This is a genomic window from Amycolatopsis thermalba (genome assembly GCF_003385215.1).
In the GTDB taxonomy this organism is placed as follows: domain Bacteria; phylum Actinomycetota; class Actinomycetes; order Mycobacteriales; family Pseudonocardiaceae; genus Amycolatopsis_E; species Amycolatopsis_E thermalba.
Genome location: NZ_PQHW01000032.1, coordinates 16,936 through 36,144 on the forward strand (window position 1 = coordinate 16,936; position 19,209 = coordinate 36,144).

22 protein-coding genes are annotated in these 19,209 nt (G+C 72.0%); 9 read left to right on the forward strand and 13 right to left on the reverse strand.

From position 1 onward, the window contains the following. Window positions 1–140: 140 nt before the first annotated feature. Window positions 141–686, reverse strand: a complete 546-nt coding sequence (locus D0D15_RS15235; RefSeq protein ID WP_094003671.1) for an RNA polymerase sigma factor — start codon at window positions 684–686, stop codon at window positions 141–143. A 288-nt stretch (window positions 687–974) separates the two neighbouring features. Between D0D15_RS15235 and D0D15_RS15240 the strand changes: the two genes are divergently transcribed. Beyond that, entirely contained in the window at window positions 975–1,772 is a 798-nt protein-coding gene (locus D0D15_RS15240) for a hypothetical protein (protein ID WP_233157075.1), read from the forward strand. A gap of 388 nt (window positions 1,773–2,160) precedes the next feature. Here the strand turns inward: D0D15_RS15240 and yczR are convergent, their stop codons facing one another. Then, window positions 2,161–3,588: a MocR-like transcription factor YczR gene (yczR, locus tag D0D15_RS15245; RefSeq protein WP_094003669.1), complete on the reverse strand. Its 1,428-nt coding sequence runs from the start codon at window positions 3,586–3,588 to the stop codon at window positions 2,161–2,163. A gap of 62 nt (window positions 3,589–3,650) precedes the next feature. Between yczR and yczE the strand changes: the two genes are divergently transcribed. After that, window positions 3,651–4,274 carry a membrane protein YczE gene (yczE, locus tag D0D15_RS15250; protein WP_162830578.1) on the forward strand — a complete coding sequence of 208 codons (624 nt, stop codon included), beginning with the start codon at window positions 3,651–3,653 and terminating at the stop codon, window positions 4,272–4,274. On the opposite strand, the gene D0D15_RS15255 is transcribed toward yczE, so the two are convergent. Then, window positions 4,266–4,793: a Clp protease N-terminal domain-containing protein gene (locus D0D15_RS15255; protein WP_094003667.1), complete on the reverse strand. Its 528-nt coding sequence runs from the start codon at window positions 4,791–4,793 to the stop codon at window positions 4,266–4,268. The two genes, yczE and D0D15_RS15255, sit on opposite strands and share 9 nt — an antisense overlap. Next, window positions 4,793–5,002, reverse strand: coding sequence for a helix-turn-helix domain-containing protein (locus D0D15_RS15260; RefSeq protein WP_094003666.1), 210 nt, complete (start codon window positions 5,000–5,002; stop codon window positions 4,793–4,795). The genes D0D15_RS15255 and D0D15_RS15260 overlap by 1 nt, the downstream gene beginning before the upstream one ends. Before the next feature lie 62 nt (window positions 5,003–5,064). Between D0D15_RS15260 and D0D15_RS15265 the strand changes: the two genes are divergently transcribed. From D0D15_RS15265 to D0D15_RS15275, 3 genes are all read left to right on the forward strand, one after another. Further along, window positions 5,065–5,817, forward strand: a complete 753-nt coding sequence (locus tag D0D15_RS15265; RefSeq protein ID WP_094003665.1) for a PP2C family serine/threonine-protein phosphatase — start codon at window positions 5,065–5,067, stop codon at window positions 5,815–5,817. Between the two features lie 59 nt (window positions 5,818–5,876). Then, window positions 5,877–6,518 (forward strand): DUF998 domain-containing protein, encoded by a 642-nt coding sequence (locus D0D15_RS15270; RefSeq protein WP_094003664.1) that lies wholly within the window; start codon window positions 5,877–5,879, stop codon window positions 6,516–6,518. A gap of 76 nt (window positions 6,519–6,594) precedes the next feature. Beyond that, window positions 6,595–8,454: a multicopper oxidase family protein gene (locus D0D15_RS15275; protein WP_115944517.1), complete on the forward strand. Its 1,860-nt coding sequence runs from the start codon at window positions 6,595–6,597 to the stop codon at window positions 8,452–8,454. Between the two features lie 51 nt (window positions 8,455–8,505). Here D0D15_RS15275 and D0D15_RS15280 read toward each other — a convergent pair whose 3' ends face one another. Next, on the reverse strand, window positions 8,506–9,258 hold the full coding sequence (locus D0D15_RS15280; protein WP_094003662.1) for an SDR family NAD(P)-dependent oxidoreductase: 753 nt from the start codon (window positions 9,256–9,258) through the stop codon (window positions 8,506–8,508). Between the two features lie 58 nt (window positions 9,259–9,316). Continuing rightward, a complete protein-coding gene (locus D0D15_RS15285; RefSeq protein WP_094003661.1) occupies window positions 9,317–9,862 on the reverse strand; it encodes a CGNR zinc finger domain-containing protein in 546 nt (181 codons plus the stop codon). A gap of 44 nt (window positions 9,863–9,906) precedes the next feature. On the opposite strand from D0D15_RS15285, the gene D0D15_RS15290 reads away from it, so the two are divergent. Continuing rightward, the gene (locus tag D0D15_RS15290) at window positions 9,907–10,743 is read left to right on the forward strand and encodes an alpha/beta fold hydrolase (protein WP_094003660.1); all 837 of its coding nucleotides are present in this window, start codon (window positions 9,907–9,909) and stop codon (window positions 10,741–10,743) included. Here the strand turns inward: D0D15_RS15290 and D0D15_RS15295 are convergent. After that, entirely contained in the window at window positions 10,727–11,170 is a 444-nt protein-coding gene (locus tag D0D15_RS15295; protein WP_094003659.1) for a nitroreductase family deazaflavin-dependent oxidoreductase, read from the reverse strand. The two genes, D0D15_RS15290 and D0D15_RS15295, sit on opposite strands and share 17 nt — an antisense overlap. Window positions 11,171–11,296: 126 nt before the next feature. Here D0D15_RS15295 and D0D15_RS15300 point away from each other — a divergent pair, with 126 nt between their 5' ends. Beyond that, entirely contained in the window at window positions 11,297–11,977 is a 681-nt protein-coding gene (locus D0D15_RS15300) for a TetR/AcrR family transcriptional regulator (protein WP_094003658.1), read from the forward strand. A gap of 30 nt (window positions 11,978–12,007) precedes the next feature. Continuing rightward, the gene (locus D0D15_RS15305) at window positions 12,008–12,850 is read left to right on the forward strand and encodes an SAM-dependent methyltransferase (RefSeq protein ID WP_115944518.1); all 843 of its coding nucleotides are present in this window, start codon (window positions 12,008–12,010) and stop codon (window positions 12,848–12,850) included. Window positions 12,851–12,942: 92 nt separating this feature from the next. Here the strand turns inward: D0D15_RS15305 and D0D15_RS15310 are convergent, their stop codons facing one another. From D0D15_RS15310 to D0D15_RS15320, 3 genes are read right to left on the reverse strand one after another with little or no spacing between them, the layout of a single operon-like run. After that, the gene (locus D0D15_RS15310; RefSeq protein ID WP_115944519.1) at window positions 12,943–13,563 is read right to left on the reverse strand and encodes a dienelactone hydrolase family protein; all 621 of its coding nucleotides are present in this window, start codon (window positions 13,561–13,563) and stop codon (window positions 12,943–12,945) included. Further along, window positions 13,560–14,201 (reverse strand): phosphoribosyltransferase, encoded by a 642-nt coding sequence (locus D0D15_RS15315; protein ID WP_115944520.1) that lies wholly within the window; start codon window positions 14,199–14,201, stop codon window positions 13,560–13,562. Before D0D15_RS15315 ends, D0D15_RS15310 begins: the two co-directional genes overlap by 4 nt. 28 nt (window positions 14,202–14,229) lie before the next feature. Continuing rightward, a complete protein-coding gene (locus D0D15_RS15320; protein ID WP_094003654.1) occupies window positions 14,230–14,517 on the reverse strand; it encodes a DUF6343 family protein in 288 nt (95 codons plus the stop codon). Between the two features lie 138 nt (window positions 14,518–14,655). Here D0D15_RS15320 and D0D15_RS15325 point away from each other — a divergent pair, with 138 nt between their 5' ends. Next, window positions 14,656–15,819: a glycoside hydrolase family 3 N-terminal domain-containing protein gene (locus D0D15_RS15325; protein ID WP_094003653.1), complete on the forward strand. Its 1,164-nt coding sequence runs from the start codon at window positions 14,656–14,658 to the stop codon at window positions 15,817–15,819. Between the two features lie 142 nt (window positions 15,820–15,961). On the opposite strand, the gene tsrT is transcribed toward D0D15_RS15325, so the two are convergent. The 3 genes from tsrT to D0D15_RS15340 all read right to left on the reverse strand — a co-directional run bounded on the left by tsrT (window position 15,962) and on the right by D0D15_RS15340 (window position 19,067). Continuing rightward, the gene (tsrT, locus tag D0D15_RS15330) at window positions 15,962–17,620 is read right to left on the reverse strand and encodes a tryptophan 2-C-methyltransferase (protein ID WP_158224394.1); all 1,659 of its coding nucleotides are present in this window, start codon (window positions 17,618–17,620) and stop codon (window positions 15,962–15,964) included. Between the two features lie 84 nt (window positions 17,621–17,704). Further along, a complete protein-coding gene (locus tag D0D15_RS15335; protein ID WP_094003652.1) occupies window positions 17,705–17,989 on the reverse strand; it encodes a helix-turn-helix domain-containing protein in 285 nt (94 codons plus the stop codon). A 79-nt stretch (window positions 17,990–18,068) separates the two neighbouring features. Continuing rightward, window positions 18,069–19,067: an AraC family transcriptional regulator gene (locus tag D0D15_RS15340; RefSeq protein WP_233157074.1), complete on the reverse strand. Its 999-nt coding sequence runs from the start codon at window positions 19,065–19,067 to the stop codon at window positions 18,069–18,071. Window positions 19,068–19,209 lie beyond the last annotated feature (142 nt).

The window sequence follows — 19,209 nt, forward strand, 5'->3', positions numbered from 1 at the left end:
GCAACGCCCACACAGCCCCACCACCAACCCCGGCCACCGCGCCAAGCGCGCACACAGCGACGCAAGAGCCGCGGTGGGTGGTGCCCGCGCGGTGGCCGCGACGAGCACCACCCGACCACGTCCACGTGGCCCAAACCCCATCACGGGTGGTCGTAGCCGCGTGCCTCCAGGTATCGGCGTAGGCGGTCCAGCGCTCGGCGCCTCAGCGGACCCACGCTGCCCACCGCGACGCCCAGCTCGGCCGCGATTTCGGCGTGCGTCGCGGGTGGGTCTTGCAGCAGGAGCTCCACCAGGCGCCTCTGCGGGCCGGGCAGCGCGGCCACCCCCTGGCGCAACACCGCGTCCCGTTCGGCGGTCAGTACCTGGCGCTCCGGGGCGAGGCCCTCGTCCGCCCGGTCGCACTCCGCGGGCACCTCCTGACGCCGCGACTCCAGCACCCGCAACGCCTGCCGCCGGGCGGTCGTCGCCAGCCAGCCGGGTAGACGGGCCGGGTCGCGCAGCTCCCGCAGCTGCGCCAGGGACACCCACGTGTTCTGGCAGACGTCGGACACATCGGCCTCCCCCAGGCGGTGCGCCCGCGCCACCCGCAGGACCACCACCGACAGCCCCCGCACCAACGCGGACCACGCGCCCTGGTCACCACGCCACGCGCGCGCCAGCAAGTCGATCAGTTCGATTTCGGTCATGGAACCCCTCGTGATCACCGGTCCCGACTCAGATGGCACCGCCACGCGGACAGCTCCCGAAAACCGCTGGTAGGCGAGAAGTTGAGTAAAACTACGCACACGCACCGTGATCAACTAACGAACAGCCACACGGAAGGCGGAACCAGGGTTCCGCCGTACGGGGCTGGATCGATCGCTTTCGAGGTGAAACACTCGCCACCGGCAGGAGAAATCAGGCCGGGATCAGCACACCCGATGACCAGGCCGGAACAAACTTCCCGTAGTCGTTCGTGGACGGTGGTGGTGGCGATGCGCGACGCGATCCGCGTGCGCCACTCCGCGCGGCCACTTCCGGTCGAACTCAAACTGCTGCTCGCGGGCGGATTCGTGCTCGCCGGCTGGCTGCTCACCACGGTCCTCGGGGCACCGCCGGCCGCGGCCGACGAGGCGCCGTCCGAACCGGACACCGTCGCGGCCCAGCAGCAGCCGAACCTGCTCGGCGCGATGACCGGACTCGTCGGCGACGTCACCGGCACGGTCGGCACGACACTTTCGGCCGTCACCGAAACGGCTGAAACAACACTGACGACCGTCACCGAAACGGCGGATCAGGCCACGCACCCGATCGTCGAAATCGTCGGCCAGACCGTTCAGACCGTCGCTCCGGACGCACCGTCCGAACCGGTCGAGCCGGAACCGGTGGCGAAAACCGAGGCCGAACCGGTGATCACCCAGCCGGCGGCGGCCGCCCCGAAATCCGCGCCGCCGGCTCCCGCGGAACCAACTCCCGCGGAACCGGTGCACGCCGTCGCCCACCACGCCCCGGCCGTCAAGCACGCCGAGGCGCCGGCGCCACCTCGGCACCTGGACCTCCCGGTCCCGGTGCGGGCGGACAACGGCCCGCCGCCCCCGGCACCCACCGACCCGGGCGACCCCGGCGTCGTCATCACCGTCTCCCACGACTCGGGCAACGGCGGCCGCGACCTGATGGCCGTTCTCGGCCCGCGCGCCGCCGCCGAGCCGGTTCAGCCGATCGTGGGAGCGCTGACCAGCGGTTTTGTGGGTATGGGCACGGAAGCGGGCCTACCGCCCACCTCGCCCGACTGACGCGAGACACGGTCACACAGGCGACCCGCGTCCACAACAAGATCAACTAGCGCGCCCGTTCCGAAGCGCCGTTCGACGGCCACTTCAGACTTCCCGACCGACCAACCGCGCCTGGCCGGTCGGGTGCTGGTCCCGGCGTCGCGATGCCCCCGCGACGCCGGGGCCCCAACCGGGCACGTGTCCGGAGCTTCCGCTCACCGCGCCGAGCGGAAGCCGGATGCGTGCCTAGCCGCGATGACCCGCCGGCACGTCGAGGGGCGGTGCCGGCGGGTCACCGTGGAGCCCGGCCCGGAGCGATCCGGGCCGGGTGCCCCGCAGCCGGTGCGCTGGACGTCGTCAGCCGTACTTTCCCTGGGACGGCAGGCAGACGACCAGCGCACCGGCTGTTTCAGGCCACCGGCAGATCGTCGGCCGGGGCGCCGCGCACCGAAGCGGCGGCCAGCGCCAGCCGCGTGACGGCCTCGGTCAGGCGCTCCGCCGGCTGGGCGTACGGCAGCCGCAGCCAGTGTTCGAGCCCGCCCTGGGCGCTGAACCGGGACGCGGGCGCCACCTGGACCCCGTGGTTGGCCGCGGCGACCGCCAGGCGCGTGCTCATCGGCTCCGGGAGGCGGCACCACAGCGACAACCCGCCGGCCGGCACGCGGAACCGCCAGTCCGGCAGGTCCCGCCGCACGGCCTCGGCCAGCGCCTCCCGCTGGGCACGCAGGTCGGCACGGCGCAACGTCAGCACGGAGTCGCCCGCGTCCAGCAGTTCCGCCACCACCAGCTGCTCGAACACCGGCGACCCGAGGTCCGACGCGAACCGGGACGAGGACAGCCGCGTCACCAGGTCCTCCGACGCCCGGATCCAGCCGATCCGCAGCCCGCCCCAGTGCGATTTGGACGCCGTCCCCACGGTGATCGCCCAGTCGCCGGCGAACGTGGCCAGCGGCGGCGGACCGTCGAGCGGATCGCCGTCCAGGTCCAGCTCGGCGAACGTCTCGTCGACCACCGCATGCGTTTGCGTGCGCGCCAGCAGCGCCCCCAGCCCCTCCCGGCCGGCCGCGTCGAGCCGGGCGCCCGTCGGGTTGTGGAAGTCGACGATGAGGTGCGCCATCCGGGGCGCGGTCTGGCGCACCGCGGCCTCCAGCCCGGCCAGGTCCCACCCGTGCTCGCCCAGCGCGACCGGCACCGGCGTGGTGTGCGCGGCGCGGATCGCCTCCAGGGCGTTCGGGTACGTCGGCTGTTCCACCAGGACCCGGTCGCCGGGGTGGGTCAGCATCCGCAGCACGAGGACGAACGCGTGGTGCGCCCCGTTGGTGATCATGATCTGCGCCGGTGACGTGGGCAGGCCGCGCGCGGTGTACCGGTCGGCGATGCGCTCGCGCAGCAGCGGGAGGCCGCGGCCGGTGTAGCCGTGCCCGCCGAGTTCGTCGACCAGCAGCAGCCGCGCCCGGTCGACCGCCGCCATCACGCCCGGGACGGCCGGCGTCGCCGCGCGGACCAGGTCGATCGCCTGCGGGCTGTCGGGCGGCGCGGGGTCGAGCACCCGCCCGCGGGGCGCGGTGATCCACGACCCCGCGCCCCGCCTGCTGGCGACCAGCCCCGCCTCGCGCAGGCGGTCCAGGGCGGCCGCGACGAGCGTGCGGCTGACGTCCAGTGCCTCGGCGAGTTCCCGTTCCGCCGGCAACCGGGTGCCGACCGGCAGCTGGCCGTCGAGGACTCCCAGCTCGATCGCCGCCGCCAGGTCCGCCGCGCCCTGACGTGAGCCGTTGCGCCGCCAAGCCCCGAGGACGAGAGCCAATCTGCGAGCCGAGATGCGGCCGATAGGGTCCATGAAATCCAATTATTGCAGATTGGCTCTGGTTATCCAGTCCACTGGCCCGCAAAGTGGACGCCGTGACTGCAATCGATCTACGGCCGGTGCGCGTCTCGGTCAGCCCCGCGCGCCGGCTCACCCAGCTGATGGCCGGCCTCGCCCTCTACGGCACGAGCATGGCGATGATGACGCGCGCCGGGCTCGGCCTGTCCCCGTGGGACGTCCTGCACGAGGGCCTCGCGCAGCGCACCGGCCTCACCTTCGGCACCGTCGTCGCGCTCACGTCGGTCGGCGTGCTCGCCCTGTGGATCCCGCTCCGCCAGCGCCCCGGGCTGGGCACGGTGGCGAACGTGCTGGTCGTCGCGGTGGCCGTGGACCTGGTGCGCGCCGTCCTGCCCGACCAGCACGCGCTCGGCTGGCGCATCGCGCTGCTGGTCAGCGGCGTCGTGCTCAACGCCGTGGCGACCGCGGTGTACGTGGGTGCCCGGCTCGGCCCCGGCCCGCGCGACGGCTTGATGACCGGGGTGGCCGCCCGCAACCTGTGGTCCGTCCGGGCGGTGCGCACCTGCATCGAACTCACCGTGCTGGCGGCCGGCTGGTTCTTCGGCGGCACGGTCGGCGCCGGAACCGTGCTCTACGCGCTCGCCATCGGGCCGCTCACCCAGGCCCTGCTCCGCCACGTCACCTGGCGCGAGTCACGCTAACGCCTGCCGGACCCGCGGCGCGTCCACGTCGAACCGGGCGAGCACGTCGGCGGCGGGCCCGCGCAGCGCGGTGAGGGCGAGCAGGATGTGCTCGGACCCGAGTTCCTTGCCGCCCAAGGAAATCACCTCCTTCAGGCACACCTGCAGCACCTTCTTCGACTCGTCGGCGAACGGGATGTGCCGCCGTTTCCGCCCGCCGGTGCGGCCGGCGAGCGCGTGCGGGCCGTGCGCCTGCTCGACGCGGTCGAGGATCGCGTCCACGTCGATGCCGAACTCGCCGAGCGCCTCGGCGTCGGCCTCGGTGATGCCGCCCCGGCGCCGCACCCGCGCGGTTTCGGCGGCGACGTCGTCGAGCGCCACGCCGAACCGGGTCAGCAGCCGGCCGGCCCCGCTGTCCGGGAAGCGCAGCAGCGCGACCAGCAGGTGCAGCGGATCGATTCGCGGCGAATCCAGGCGGATCGCGTCCTGCTGCGCCTCGACGACCACCTCGCGGGCGTCCGCGGTGAACTTCTCGAACATCACTGCCTCCCGTACTTCTTGTGCACGGCCTGCCTGCTCACGCCCAGCTCCGCCGCGATGTCCTGCCACGACCAGCCCTGCGCCCGCGCGCTGCGCACCTGGACGGCTTCAAGCTGTTCGAGCAGCCGCCGCAGCGCGGCCACGGCACGCAGGCCGACCCGCGGATCGCGGTCGCCGGCGCGGGCGGCCAGGTCGGTTGCCTTCGTCATGATGTCAACCTACGTTGACATCCGGATGTCGTCAACCTAAGTTGACAGCTAGGGTCGGGCGGGTGATCCACGTCGCCGAGCGGTCCGGCGTCGGCCTCGACGGCCGGCCCCGCCCCACGGAGGACCGCGTGGTCGTGCTCGGCCACGCCGTCGCGGTGCTCGACGGCGCCACCTCGGCCGATCCGGACCAGCCCTCCGGTGGCTGGTACTCCGAGCACCTGGCGGCCGAACTCGCCCACGAACTGACCGGCGACGGCGACCTGCGCGCGGCTCTGCGCAGAGCGATCACCGGTGTCACGCGGAAACACGACCTACGCCCCGGATCGGCTCCGTCGAGCACGGTCGCGATGCTGCGCTGGGACACCGAGCGCGTGGACGCCCTGGTGCTGGCCGACAGTCCGATCGTCGCCTTTGGACGGTCCGTCGACGTGCTCGCCGACGAGCGGCTGGACACGCTCCGGAGGACCGGACGGTTGCGGACGCAGGAAGCCGTGCGAGCGCTGCGCAACCAGCCCGGCGGGTTCTGGGTCGCCGAAGCCGATCCCACGGCCGCCGCCCACGCACTGACCCGCAGCTGGCCGCGCGCCGAACTGGACGCCGTCCTGCTCGCCAGCGACGGCGTGTCCTGCGGCGTCGACGACTACGGCCTGTTCACCTGGCCCGAAGCCTTGCACCTGGCGCGCACCCAGGGCGTGGACGCGGTGCTCGACGGCGTCCGCGCGGCCGAGGACGGCGATCCGGACGGGGCGCGGTGGCCGCGGGCCAAGCGCCACGACGACCAGGCGCTGGTGCTGGTCGAGTTCGGGCGGCCCTAGGGGAAAGATCGGGGACTTCTCCGGATCTTCCGCGGCCCGCGCGGCGGAAAGCTGTTCACATGGGGATTTCCGGAGCTTCACCGGGCGAAAGAGCCCGGCCCTGGCTGCTCGTTGCGAACGTGGCGATCGGCTGGGGACTGTTCACCGCCGTCATCCTGCACGTGGTCAGCGGTCGCAACCCGGTGTGGGACACGCTGTCCAGCTACGCGCTCGCGGAGGGTGGGGTCGGCCTGCTCGGCGCGAGCATGATCGCGATCGCCGTCGGGTCGGTCGCGTTGCTGACCGCCGTCAAGGCCGCCGGCCACCGGCTCAGCCGGACCACCCAGGTGCTGTTCTGGGCCTGGTCGACCGGGCTCGTCGCGGCCGCGTTGTTCCCCGCCAGCTACCCGGAGCGGTTCGACCCGGTCAGCGGGCAGATCCACGAATACGCCTGCGCCATCGCGTTCCTGAGCCTGGCCGCACTCGGCTGGACCCTGCCCGCCCGGCTGCGGACCCACCCGGCGATCACCCGGCTCACGCTGCTGACGCTCGGCGGCGTGCTCCTGTTCGGCGTGAGCTACCTGGTGCCCGGCGTGCTGCCCGTCGGCCTGGCCCAGCGGCTCGCGCTCGCCGCGGACATCGGCCTGCTGATCACGATCGCCCGCGCGGTCGCGGTTCCGGCGCCGTTTCCCGCGAAACCGCGGGAGCGTGTATCCAGCTGACCCCCGGCGCCCTCTGTGTCAGCAAGGGCCGGGATGACCCGGCCGACACCGGGGGCTTTCTGGGGGGAAAGACTTCATGACCGACGTCATCACGCAACCAGCAACGACCGTCACCGGGCCGGACTTCGGCCTCACCAAATTCGCCGACCCGCTGCGGGTGCCGCCGCTGATCCGGCCGCACTCGTGGTGGCACCAGGACGAAATCACCATCGACCTGGTCCGCGCGCGCGTCCGGCTGCACAGCCAGCTGCCGGAAACCGAGGTGTGGGCCTACGAGGGCCAGTTCCCCGGCCCGACCATCGAAGTGCGCAGCGGCAAGCAACTGCGCGTCAACTGGAGCAACGGCATCGACGGCACCATCCCGGTGGTCGCCGTCCAGCAGCACGCCGAACTCACCGACATCACCGCGCCGGTGCGCACGCCCGGCTGGCGCAACCCGGACGGCACACCGCTGCCCGGCGCCGAGATCATCGACGGGGTGTCCGCGCTGCCCGCGTGGACCGTGGTGCACCTGCACGGCGCGCGCACCGGCGGTGGCAACGACGGCTGGGCGCACAACGGCGTGCTGCGCCCGGCCGCCCAGCTCGCCGAGTACCCGAACGGGCAGCCCTCGGCGACGCTCTGGTACCACGACCACGCGATGGCGGTAACCCGGTTCAACGTCTTCGCCGGGCTCACCGGGATGTACCTGATCCGCGACGCCGAGGAGGACGGGCCCGGCCTGCCCGCCGGGGACCGGGAGATCCCGCTGATCATCACCGACCGCAACCTCGACACCGACCCCGCCACCGGCGCGCTGACCGGGCAGCTGCTGTTCAAGATCCCGTTCATCACGCCGGCCGGACCGGACGGGCCTGAGGTGCCGATCCCGTTCACCGGGCCGTTCACGCTGGTCAACGGCGTCATCTGGCCGCACCTCGAAGTCGACGCGCGCTGGTACCGCTTCCGCGTGCTGAACGCGTCGAACTCGCGGTTCTGCCGGCTCAACCTCATCGACGAGACCGGCACCGTCAACAACGACGGGGTGCGGATCATCGGCACCGACGGCGGTCTGCTGCCCGCGCCGGCCGCGTTCCCGGCGGACGGCCTGGTGCTGGCGCCCGCCGAGCGCGAGGACGTGCTGATCGACTTCAGCCGGTACCAGGGGCAGAACCTGACGTTGCGGGACACGCTGGCCGACCGCACCGAGCCGGACGTCATGCAGTTCCGGGTCGAGAACCGGGAGCGGCACGACTCGTTCACGCTGCCGGAGGTGATCTCACCGTCGTACGTGCGGCTGCACCACGGGACGACGGTGCCGGAGGACCACGACCACGTCTTCGTCGCGCTCGTCCCGCCCGGCACGGCGGGCGAGGCGCACCCGCAGATGTGGGAGCTGCAGGAGGTCACCGATCCGGCGGAGATGCCCGCGCGGTTCCCGGCCGAGGGGTTCATCCAGCTGACCGACCCGGCCGACGGCGCGGTGCGGACGTTCCGGATGGTCGCGAGCCTGTTCGACGACACGACCACGTTCTTCATCGACCACGACCGGTGGGCGATCTGGAACTTCGTCAACCTGGGCGGGCCGACCCACCCGATGCACATCCACCTGGCCGAGTTCCAGGTCCTGACGCGCCGCGCCTACCCGCTGGACGCGGCGGGGAACGTGATCGGGTTCGACACCGTCGCCGGCGGGACGCCCGCGCCGCTGCCGGTGCCGGGCGAGGGCAGGCCGCTGGAGAAGTACGAAGAGGGCTGGAAGGACACCTTCCAGGTGCAGGCCGGCGAGTGGGTCAGCGTGGCCGGGCACCACACCGGGGCGACCGGTGAGTTCATGTACCACTGCCACATCCTCGACCACGAGGACGAAGGCATGATGCGGCCGTTCGTCGTGCACCCGCCCGAGGTGGCGCGGTTCCACGTCCACCCCGGGGCTTCTCATGGGGGCGGTCACTGAGGTGACCGGGCCGGCGGCGTCCCTGGGTGCGGGGCGCCGCCGGTTGCCGCGTCAGTACGCGGTGCGGCCGCCGTCGACGACGATCGTCGTGCCGGTGACGTAGCGGGCCTGCGCCGAGATCACCCAGGCGACGAGATCGGCGACGTCCGCCGGTTCCCCGGCGAAGCCCAGGGGCGTCTCCTTCACCGGCCCGACGGCGGCGGTGTAGTCCGGGCTGCGGCTGGTCCCTGTGGCGATGTCCCCGGGCGCGATGCCGACGACCCGGACCCCGTGCGGGGCGAGGTCGCAGGCGAGCGCGCGGGTCAGTCCGCCGAGCCCGGCCTTGCTCGCCACGTACGCCGGCACGTCGCGCTGGGCCTGGAATTCGGCGATCGAGCTGATGTTGACGATCACGCCCTGGTTCAGGACGAGCTGGGTGAACGCTTCGCGGGCCAGGCGCAGCGGCGCCTTGAGGTTGGTGTCGATGACCCGGTCGATCAGCTCGTCGGCGGCGCTTTCCACCGGGCCGAAGGCCGCGGAGCCGCTGATGCCGGCGTTGTTCACGAGGACGTCGAGCCGCCCGAAGTGCCGCACGCACTCGGCCACCGCGTCGCGGCAACCGGTTCCGGTGGCGAGGTCGTGCGCGCCGACCTGGATCAGCTCGTGGAACGGGTGCTCGGCGAACAGTTTCCGGCCGACGCTGGCGTCCTCTTCGGTCCGCTGGACCACGTAGACGGTCATCTTCTCGGTGGCCAGCCGGGAGGTGATCTCGGCGCCGATGCCCGTGGCGCCGCCGGTCACCAGGGCGGTCCGTTGCGCACCCATCCCCGCCACCGCCTCTCTGAAACGTGCGTTTCAAACTACAAGGCGGGGAGGACGAGCGTCAACGGCCGCGGGTGCGGGCGTAGTGCGCGCGGGCCTTCGCCCGGTTGCCGCACCTCGACATGGAGCACCACTGGCGGTTGCGCTTCGGCGAGGTGTCCGCGAACCGCAAGCCGCAGTCGTCGTACGCGCAGATCCGGACGTCGGCATCGCTGGCCGCCAGGTCGATCGCGTCGACGGCGAGGGCACCGAGAGCGCCTTCCACGGGATCGCGGGCGTCCAGCCGCCGGCGCGGGACACCGTCCCCGTCGATGCGCAACTGGGGCACCGGGGCCTCGCGGGCGTGCCGGTTCAACCGCAGGACGTCGACCGGCCGCCCCTCGCCCCGGGTCACCCGGTCGACGGCTTCCCGCAGCGCGATCGCCGCCTCCAGCGCCTCGGGTGAGGCGGGCTCCGGCCGCGGCAGCAGACCCGCCAGCACCAGCCACTCCACCAGCGCGGACGGCGAGGTCAGCAGCTCACGGCCGCCACGGTGCCGGTCCCGGAGCGTGTTCACCAGGTCCACACACGGACGGCCACCGTCGAAAACCCACTGCGTCCTCACCACGACCAGGGTACTCTAACCGCTATAACCGGTTAGAAAGGTGAGAGATGGATTCGCACATGGCGACGGTCAACGGCATCCGCATGCACTACCGGCGAGCGGGCGAGGGACCGCCGGTCGTCCTGCTGCACGGCTGGCCCCAGACCTCCTACTGCTGGCACCGGATCTTCGGCGCGCTCGCGCAGGACCACACCGTCATCGCGCCCGACCTGCGCGGCTACGGGCTCACCGACAAGCCACGCACGGGCTTCGACAAGCGCACGATGGCCGCCGACGTCTCGGCGTTGCTGCACGAACTCGGCTTCACGTCGGCCAGCGTCGTCGGGCACGACCGGGGCGGCCGGGTCGCGCACCGGTGGGCACTGGACCGCCCGGACGAGGTCGAGCGGCTGGCCGTGCTCGACATCATCCCGACCCGCGAGATGTGGCGGCGGCTCGACGCGGGCGTCGCCCGCGGCTACTGGCACTGGCTGTTCCACCTGCAGCCGGACCTGCCGGAACTGCTGGCGGGCAAGGACATCCCCGCCTACCTGGGGTACTTCTTCGAGCGCTGGACCTACCAGCGGCAGGGCCTGGCCCCGGACGCGGTCGCCGAGTACGTCCGGGCGTTCTCCGCGCCGGGCGCCCTGCGCGCCGGGTTCGACGACTACCGCGCGTCCTTCCCGGACGACGCCGAGCACGACGACGCCGACGCCGGACGCAAGCTCACCATGCCGGTCCTCGCGCTGTGGGGACAGACCGGGCTCCTCGGCACACTGCCCACATTGGACATCTGGCGGGACTACGCCGAGAACGTCACCGGCGAGGGACTGCCCGAGTGCGGACACTTCCTCGCCGAGGAGCAACCGGAGGCCGTCCTCGCGCACCTCAAGCGCTTTCTGTGATCCGGAAGACCGGGAAGCCGGGCGCGACGTTCCGCAGCACCTCGTCGGACGAGGTGTGGTCGACCCCCTCGAAGAACCGGCCGACCTCCCACGCCCACCGCTTCAGGTAGGCGCGCAGGATCACCGGCTTGTCCTCGTCGGCCAGTTCGGCGAACCGGAACGTCTCGACCCGGCGCCCGACCCGCAGCTGCCCCTCGCCCGCCGCGCGCAGGTTGCGCACCCACTGCGTGTGCCCGCGCGGCGCGACGAGGTACCGCTGCCCGTCGATCTTCAGCAGGTTCACCGGCGTCGACCGGATCTCCCCGGACTTGCGGCCGCGCACCAGCAGCACCCGGCTGCCGGCCAGGCTCACACCCAGCTTGGTCAGGAACTGGACGACCACGTTGGCGATGCCATCACCCTTGCCCGGCTTCAGGTAGCGGTTCATTCGGATCTCCCTTCGGCGAGAGCAGTGCTCTCTGTTGAGATCAGTGAACACGCCTTCGCATCTCACTGTCAAGAGCAGCGCTCTCTAATTTGTGCGGCGATCTCCCCACGTGGCAGACTCGGCGGCATGCCAGCCAGCAAGACCGCACGGGAACGGGCTCGCGCCGAACTGACCCGCGAGATCAAGGACGAGGCGCGACGCCAGCTCGCCGAGGTCGGCCCGCACGGGCTGTCCCTGCGCGCCGTCGCCCGCGAGCTGGGGATGGTGTCGTCCGCGCTGTACCGCTACTTCCCCAGCCGCGACCACCTGCTGACCGAGCTGATCATCGACGCCTACAACGAGATCGGCGAAGCGGCCGAGCGCGCCGACGACCCGTCCGCCGAGCCGCGCGACCGCTGGCTGCGCATCTGGCACGGCACCCGGGACTGGGCGAAGCGGAACCCGCACGAGTACTCGCTCATCTACGGCTCCCCCGTGCCCGGCTACCAGGCGCCGCAGGACACGATCACGCCCGCGAGCCGGGTCGCGCAGGCGCTCGTCCGCGTCATGGAGGCCGCCGACCTCGCGCCGGCGATGCCCGGTCCGCCGCTGTCCGGCGAACTGGCCGAGCAGGCCCGCCGGGTCCGGGCCGCGCTCGGCACGTCGCTCGCGGAGGCGGATCTCGTCCGGTTGACGACCGCGTGGACCCACCTCTTCGGCGCGATCAGCTTCGAGCTGTTCGGCCAGTACGCCGGCACGGCCGATCCCGCGGACGCCTATTTCGCCTACACCGCACGGCAACTGGGTGATCTGGTCGGCCTTCCGTGAACGCTTTACGCGTTGTGGCAGACTCGTCACATGGCGGCAGATGACGAGGTGCTGCGGGCCGTCGAGGGAAGCCTCGACCGGCCGTCCGCGGCGCGGGTGTACGACTACTTCATCGGCGGGAACCACAACTACGCGATCGACCGCGCGTTCGGCGACAAGGTGCGCGCCCGGCTCCCGTTGATCCCGGACTCCGCGGTGGCGTGCCGCCAGTTCCTGGGCCGTGCCGTGCGGTACGCGTCGAAGGCGGGGATCAGGCAGTACGTCGACATCGGCTCGGGCCTGCCGACGGCGGGCAACGTGCACGAGGTCGCCGACGAGGCCCGGCCCGAGCGGGACACCACCGTGGTCTACATCGACAACGAGCCGATCGCGCTGGCGCACTCGCAGCTGCTGCTCGCCGACGCCGCGGACCCGGACCGCCACCGGGCGATCGCCGGGGACCTGCTGGAGCCGATCGACCTGTGGGAGCGCGTCGGCGAGACGGGCGTGATCGACTTCGACGAGCCGGTGGCGCTGGTGATCAACGCGGTGCTGCACTTCATCAAGGACGAGCAGCGGCCGCACCCGGCGCTGGACTTCTACCGCGACCAGCTCGCGCCCGGCTCGTACCTGATCATGTGCCAGCTGACCGACGAGAACCCGGCCGACGACGAGGAGCGCCGGGCGCTGGACGACCTCAAGGCCTACTACGAGACCACCACGAACCCCGGGCAGTACCGCTCGCGGGAGGAGTTCCTGAAGTTCTACGGCGACTTCGAACTGGTGGAGCCGGGGCTGGTCTACGCACCCGAATGGCACCCCGACGAGCACGCCCTGTTCGCCGAGGCGCCGTCGAAGTCACGCATCCTCGCCGCGGTGGCGCGCAAGCCCTAGGCGCGCTTCCGCGGTCCCCGGCCGGATGGGCCGCGCACACATCGCGCACGCGATGGCAGGTGCGTGAAGGCCCCGGCTGAAGCACTGCCACCCTAGGCGACCAGGTGGTCGCTGAACCAGGCGGCCGCCAGCTGGGCCACCCGCTCCAGCGCGCCCTCCTCCTCGAACAGGTGCGTCGCCTTCGGGACGATCTCGATGTCGTACCGGCCGCCCAGCTCGGTGGCCGCCTGCTGGTTCAGCCGCAGCACCTCCCCGTCGCGGGCGCCGACGATCAGCAGCGTCGGGCTCCGCACCCGCGCCAGGGCGTCGCCGGCCAGGTCGGGGCGGCCGCCGCGCGAGACGACCGCCCGCACGCGCTCCGGTTCCGCCGCCGCGGCCCGCAGCGCGGCCACCGGACCGGTGCTCGCGCCGAACAGGCCCAGCGGCAACCGCGCCGTGTCCGGCCGCCGGGACAGCTCGGCCATCGCCGCGCGCAGGCGTTCGGTCAGCAACTCGATGTCGAACCGCCGGTCGCCGTGGTCCTCGTCCGGGCTGAGCAGGTCGAACAGCAGCGTGGCGAACCGGTTGTCCTGCAGTTCGCGCGCCACCGCGATGTTGCGGGCGCTGCGCCGCGAACTGCCCGATCCGTGGGCGAACACGACGACGCCGATCGCGTCGGACGGCACCGTCAGGTCGCCTTCGAGCCCGGGATCGACGGTGAGCGGAACGGTCATGGCGTCTCCAGCAACTCGATGACCTCGTCGTCCTCGGTCTGGCGGAAGTCGGCGTACCACTGGCCGACGGACCGGAAACCGTGCGGCGCCAGCAGGCACAGCACCTCGTCGGCGTCGCTCTTCAGCGCCGCCGCCGCGTCCGGCGCGCACACCGGCGCGGCGAAGACCAGGCTGTGCGGCCGGTCCGCCCGCAACGCCCGCAGCGCCGCCCGCGCGGTCACGCCGGTCGCCAGCCCGTCGTCGACCACCAGCACGTCCCGTCCGGCCCGCGGCTGCGGCGGGCGTCCGCGCTGGTAGACGACCGCGCGCCGGCGAGCTTCGGCGCGTTCCGCCGCGCAGATGTCCACCAGTTGCGCCGGCCGCAGGCCGAGCATCGACAGGGACCGCTCCTCGTAGTACGCCGGACCGTCCGGAGTGACCGCGCCGACGCCGAATTCCGGCTGGCCGGGAGCGCCGATCTTGCGGGCGACCGCGACGTCCAGCGGCGCACCCAGCACCTCGGCCACCGCGTGCCCGACGACCACCCCGCCCCGCGCCAGCCCCAGCACCAGCGGATCGCGCCATTCGCGCTCGCCGAGCAGCTCGCCCAGCTGCACGGCCGCCTCCCGGCGGTCGCGGAACTCGTATCGCCGCCTCATGTCACAGGTCTACCCGGGCGCGGGCGCGTCAACCAGGCTCGCCGCGGCGCTTGCGGTGCACGACCCAGACCAGGTCGATCACCAGCCCCACCGCCACCAGGGACATCAGCACCGTCACCCACCACATCTCGATCGTGGCGAACAGGACGGCGGCCCCGGCCGCGAGAAGGATGCCGATCGCGGCGAGCCAGATCCGCAGCGTCAGCGCGCTGTAGGCGGGCGCGGCGCCACCGAACCCGGCGGTCGGATCGTGGTAGCCGGGCAGGCCCCGCTGGTATTCCTCGCGGGTGCGAGGCCGGTCACGCGGGATTCGCATGCTTCCCGGCTACCCGTGCGTGGGTGAGCACACACGTGCCCGGCCTCACCCGGTCCGGCGACGGCCCGTTTGACCCGCCACCCGCTGGGTTACCGTGGCGGCGAACCCCATTCCGCCAGGAAGGAACACCGACAGCCGATGAGGCCGGCCCAGCCCCTGACCCGGCGACTGCTGCTCGTCCTGGCCGCCGGGGCCCTGCTCGCCGCCGTGGTCGTCTACGCCAGCGGCGACGAAGCCGAGCAGCAGCCCCCGGCCGCCGCGCCGACCGCCCCGCCCACACCGCAGCCGCGCATCGCCGCGGCCGAGGGGCCGGACGCGTGCGCGACCGTGATCGGCCAGCTCACGCCCCGCCAGCGGCTCGCGCAGCTGGTGGTCGTCGGGGTCGACGCGTCGGATCCGCGCGGTGCGGCCGACCTGGTGCGCGCCGAGCAGATCGGCGGCATCTTCCTCGGCGGCAACGCCACCGCGCTGCTCCAGAACAAGGCCCTCGACCAGGTCCAGCAGGCCGCGCGGCTGCCCGTCTCCGTCGCGATCGACGACGAGGGCGGCCGGGTCCAGCGGCTCGACGACCTGGACGGCTCGATCCCCAGCGCCCGCAAGATGGCCGCGACCATGACGACCGACGAGGTCCGCGACCTCGCCCGCGAGCGCGGCCGGGCGATGGCCGCGCGCGGGGTGACCGTCGACTACGCGCCGGTCCTCGACCTCACCGACGCCGCGGCCGGCGAGGTCATCGGCGACCGCTCGTTCAGCTCCGACCCGGACACCGCCCGGCGCTACGCCCAGGCCTTCGCGGCCGGCCTGGCCGACGCCGGGATCCAGCCGGTGCTCAAGCACTTCCCCGGCCACGGACGCGCCACCGGCGACTCGCACCAGGGCTCGGTGACCACTCCGCCGCTGGACGAACTGCGGGACAACGACCTGCGGCCGTACCGGCACCTCGCGGAGTTCGGCGACGCCGCCGTGATGGTCGGCCACCTCGACGTGCCGGGCCTGACCGGTGGCGAACCCGCGTCGCTGTCCCCGGCGGCCTATCGGCTGCTGCGTGGCGAGTTCGGCTTCGACGGCCCGGTCCTGACCGACGACCTGGGCGCGATGAAGGCCGTGACCCAGCGCTACCCGCTGCCGCAGGCGGTGGTGAAGGCCGTGCAGTCCGGCGCGGACCAGGCGCTGTGGTCCTCGGGCGGCCGGGTGTCGACCGTGCTGGACGCGATGGAGAAGGCGGCGGCCGACGGGACGCTGTCCGCGGACCGGGTGACCGACGCGCTCACCACGGTCCTGCGCGCCAAGCACGTGTGCTGAGAGCGGGGCGGCTGCGCCGGCCGGCTCCTCGACGCTGAGGAACCGGCCGACGCAGCGGGATCTGGGGCGTATCGCCGCGGCAAAGTCTACGTAACCTTCGCGGCAGCTCAAGGTCTCGTGTTCGGATCGAAATAGTCCCTGGTCAGGCCACCGCGCCCGACATGATCGCGTGCCGGTGCGGCCAGTGCGACCAGAACGCGCCGGTGTAGCCGAGCTCGATGAGCTTGAGCAGGAACGGGTTGTCCGCGTAGTTGTTGTCGTCCTCGGTGAGGCCGGGCAGCGTCGGCAGCATGACGCGGTGGTACTCCGACGACGGCACGAGGTCCCACAGCAACCGCACGCTGTTGACCCACCGGCCGTTCGGCGCGGCGATCGTCGCCGGGTCCTCGGGCAGGTCCGGGGACAGGAAGTAGACCGGCCGGAAGCGCCCGGCGTCGTCGAACGCGAACTGCCGCTCGTACTCGACGATCGACGCGCACATCGCCCGCGGTTTGAGCACGATCGGCTCGACCGCCGAGTCCGACTGCAGACCGGGCAGAGTGCGCCGGCCGGCACACCGCTCGGCCATCCGGATCCCCAGCGGCGAGTACGGGAACGCGCGGATGCCCAGGCTGTAGCCGGCGACCGCGACGTCCAGGTCGAGGGTGCGGCGGACGGCGTCGGTCATCGTCGCGGCCGTCTCCCCCGGCATGCCGAGCAGGACCTCGACCATCACCGGCAGCTCGGCCTTCGCGATCCGGGCGCACAGCGCGCGCACGTCGTCGAAGGTGTAGAACCGGCGGCCGCCGCCGGAGACCTTCCAGCCGTCGAGGACGTCGTCACGCACGTGGTCGGGGGCGAGGTTGATACCCGCGCACCCGGCCCGCACCAACAGGTCGAGCAGCTCGTCGTCGAACGGCGTGGGCTGCGCGTAGATCCACAGCTTCAGGTTGTGCAGCGGCGTGGAGTGATCGGTGTCCTTGCGCCGGATGATCTCCCGCAGCACGTTCTTGCTGTGCGCGATCACGAGGTTGAACTCGCTGTCCGTGGTGTGCAGGTCGTATACACCTTGTGCGGTCAGCGCTTCCATCTCGTCGACCACGGATTCCACCGCGCGGCGCGTGAAGTACGTGCCCTTCGCGTCCGGCTCGACGCAGTGCGCGCACGAGTAGGCGCAGCCGTTCTTGGTGAGGATGTTGCCCAGCCCGCCGCCGCGGTAGTACCGCAGGTTGTCGACCTTCCACGGCACGCCGGAGCGGCGGGTGTAGCTCGTGGTCGCGTTGAGCGGTGAGGCCAGCGGACGGCCGCGGCGGCCGAGCTTCGGCACGATCTTCTCCACGCGCCCGCCGCCGCGGTTGACCAGCAGCCCGGGCACGGTGTCCGGCGAATTCCCGGACAGCAACGCGTTCGCCAGACCGACGATGATTCCTTCCCCCGGCCCCTTCACCCCGAACGGAATGTCGAAATAGTCGACCAACGCGAACGGCATCGAGGAAAATCCGACACCGCCCGCGATGATCGGGGCCGCGCTGAGCGTTTTGATCTCGTCGATGATCGCCCGGTGGTCGGCCAGGAAACCGCGTTGCTGCTGCGCGTAGATCGTGTCGGTGTTGCGCACCGTCACGCCGACCAGCATCGGCTGGTGGCGCCCGAAGTACTCGCGCAGGACGGTCCCCCAGTCGTCCCGCCGGAACGTCAGGTCCACGACGTCCACATCGAACCCGTCGGCCTCCAGGGAGGTGGTCAGGATGTCCAATGCGTACGGCGTGATCGGGGGATGGACGAGATTCGGGTTGACCAGCGTGACCAACGACTTTCCCATGGCGACTCCCACTCCTGCACCAGAACAGCGAAACGGTCGCTGCAAAAATGGCAAAAGCGGGATCGGGAAATCAGGGGTTGTGTTTCACTGGAGCCGTCGCCACTGTTTCGCCGTTCGCGCCGCCGCCCGCAACTCGTCCGGAGGCACGTCGAGCACCCGGCTCAGGTGGCGCTGCCAGTACGGGCCGGGTACCCGCTTGCCCCGTTCCCAGCGCGAGACCTCGCCACGGCCCAGGCTTTCGTTGCCCGAGACCGTGACGAGCTCGTCCGCGAGCTGGTACTGGGTGAGCCCGCGCTCGTGCCGGGCGGACCGGATCAGCCGGCCGATCGGCATCGAGTCGCGGGCAGCCACGGCAATCTCGCCGCTCATGACACGGAAACTCGGCGCGCCATCCGGCCGGCCCGGCCCGTCCGGCGCGCAGTCTCGAAATCACACACGATTCGCCCCTTCACACTCGAGTCGGACGGCCAGGCCGTCTGTGCAGCGTCGCGTTGGGTGACTCACCGAACCGGTCCCGGTAGGCCGCCGCGAAGCGGCCGTGGTGCATCAGCCCGTACTTGCTCGCGACTTCCCCGACTGTCGTGACCTCCACCTGAGCGGCCGACAACTCGTCGTGCACCCGCTGCAGCCGCACCCCGCGCAGGTACTCGCTGGGCGAACTGCCCAGCTGCTCCCGGAAGGCCTTCTGCAGCGCCCGCACGCTCACCCCGGCCTCGTGCGCCAGGCTCGCCGGGGTGTGCGGGGCCTCCGGGCGGCTGTGGATCAGATCGAGCGCCTCCCGCAACGAGCGCGAGGGCAGCGGACGGTCCCGGCCCTCGATCATCGCGGTGTAGTTGTGCGGCTGCGCGAGCAGCAGCCCGGTGATCAGGTTGCGCTCGAACTGCGCCACGGCGGCCGGGTGGGTGAGCATCGTGTCCGGCTGGTCCAGCTCCGACACGCCGTAGGCCAGCTCCCGGTACCAGCTGCGGCCGTAGCCGCGGGTGATGTCCATGCCCAGCCGGAACCGCACCGGTTCCGGCACCGAGCCGCCGATCAGCTCGGCCAGGCGCGCCTCCAGCGCCGGCCGCTCGATCCGGATGACGAACTGGGCGCAGTCACCGGACAACCGCATCCGCAGCGGATCGTCCGCGCCCACCACGCCGGCCGTGTCCGGTGCGGTGCTGGTCTGCTCCCGCCCGCACTGGACCATGCCCCGGCCGATCACCGGGGCCAGGACGACGAAGAAGGAGCCGAGCTCGCCCGGCTCGACGCGCACGTCGGTGCCGTAGGCGACCACCGCGATCGCCACGTTCTCCAGACGGCGGCAGTTGACCCTGGTGTTCAGCCGCGGGTTGCGGCCGACGGTGTTCATCGAGTGCGGGCAGAATATGCGGCCCACCCGCTCGCGGGTGTCGTCGACATCGCGCGAGTGGAAGAGCCGGTACTTGTCCAACGGCAGTACTGTCATGTCCCGGGCAGTCGAAAAAGATCAACGTACGGTGGCGCCGACTCCCATACACCTCCACTGCACCACTCTCCGTTGTTGGCCGTTCAATTGCTACCGACGAACGGGCGAATTTGCTGACTGCAATTTGCATCCGTCGCGTCGC

What these genes read in the sequence shown, in the direction of transcription:
- D0D15_RS15235 (WP_094003671.1), bottom strand. Translation starts at nt 686, where the DNA reads ATGACCGAAATCGAACTGATCGACTTGCTGGCGCGCGCGTGGCGTGGT.
- D0D15_RS15240 (WP_233157075.1), top strand. Translation starts at nt 975, where the DNA reads ATGCGCGACGCGATCCGCGTGCGCCACTCCGCGCGGCCACTTCCGGTC.
- yczR (WP_094003669.1), bottom strand. Translation starts at nt 3,588, where the DNA reads ATGGACCCTATCGGCCGCATCTCGGCTCGCAGATTGGCTCTCGTCCTC.
- D0D15_RS15255 (WP_094003667.1), bottom strand. Translation starts at nt 4,793, where the DNA reads ATGTTCGAGAAGTTCACCGCGGACGCCCGCGAGGTGGTCGTCGAGGCG.
- D0D15_RS15260 (WP_094003666.1), bottom strand. Translation starts at nt 5,002, where the DNA reads ATGACGAAGGCAACCGACCTGGCCGCCCGCGCCGGCGACCGCGATCCG.
- D0D15_RS15270 (WP_094003664.1), top strand. Translation starts at nt 5,877, where the DNA reads ATGGGGATTTCCGGAGCTTCACCGGGCGAAAGAGCCCGGCCCTGGCTG.
- D0D15_RS15275 (WP_115944517.1), top strand. Translation starts at nt 6,595, where the DNA reads ATGACCGACGTCATCACGCAACCAGCAACGACCGTCACCGGGCCGGAC.
- D0D15_RS15280 (WP_094003662.1), bottom strand. Translation starts at nt 9,258, where the DNA reads ATGGGTGCGCAACGGACCGCCCTGGTGACCGGCGGCGCCACGGGCATC.
- D0D15_RS15290 (WP_094003660.1), top strand. Translation starts at nt 9,907, where the DNA reads ATGGATTCGCACATGGCGACGGTCAACGGCATCCGCATGCACTACCGG.
- D0D15_RS15295 (WP_094003659.1), bottom strand. Translation starts at nt 11,170, where the DNA reads ATGAACCGCTACCTGAAGCCGGGCAAGGGTGATGGCATCGCCAACGTG.
- D0D15_RS15300 (WP_094003658.1), top strand. Translation starts at nt 11,297, where the DNA reads ATGCCAGCCAGCAAGACCGCACGGGAACGGGCTCGCGCCGAACTGACC.
- D0D15_RS15305 (WP_115944518.1), top strand. Translation starts at nt 12,008, where the DNA reads ATGGCGGCAGATGACGAGGTGCTGCGGGCCGTCGAGGGAAGCCTCGAC.
- D0D15_RS15310 (WP_115944519.1), bottom strand. Translation starts at nt 13,563, where the DNA reads ATGACCGTTCCGCTCACCGTCGATCCCGGGCTCGAAGGCGACCTGACG.
- D0D15_RS15315 (WP_115944520.1), bottom strand. Translation starts at nt 14,201, where the DNA reads ATGAGGCGGCGATACGAGTTCCGCGACCGCCGGGAGGCGGCCGTGCAG.
- D0D15_RS15320 (WP_094003654.1), bottom strand. Translation starts at nt 14,517, where the DNA reads ATGCGAATCCCGCGTGACCGGCCTCGCACCCGCGAGGAATACCAGCGG.
- D0D15_RS15325 (WP_094003653.1), top strand. Translation starts at nt 14,656, where the DNA reads ATGAGGCCGGCCCAGCCCCTGACCCGGCGACTGCTGCTCGTCCTGGCC.
- tsrT (WP_158224394.1), bottom strand. Translation starts at nt 17,620, where the DNA reads ATGGGAAAGTCGTTGGTCACGCTGGTCAACCCGAATCTCGTCCATCCC.
- D0D15_RS15335 (WP_094003652.1), bottom strand. Translation starts at nt 17,989, where the DNA reads ATGAGCGGCGAGATTGCCGTGGCTGCCCGCGACTCGATGCCGATCGGC.
- D0D15_RS15340 (WP_233157074.1), bottom strand. Translation starts at nt 19,067, where the DNA reads ATGACAGTACTGCCGTTGGACAAGTACCGGCTCTTCCACTCGCGCGAT.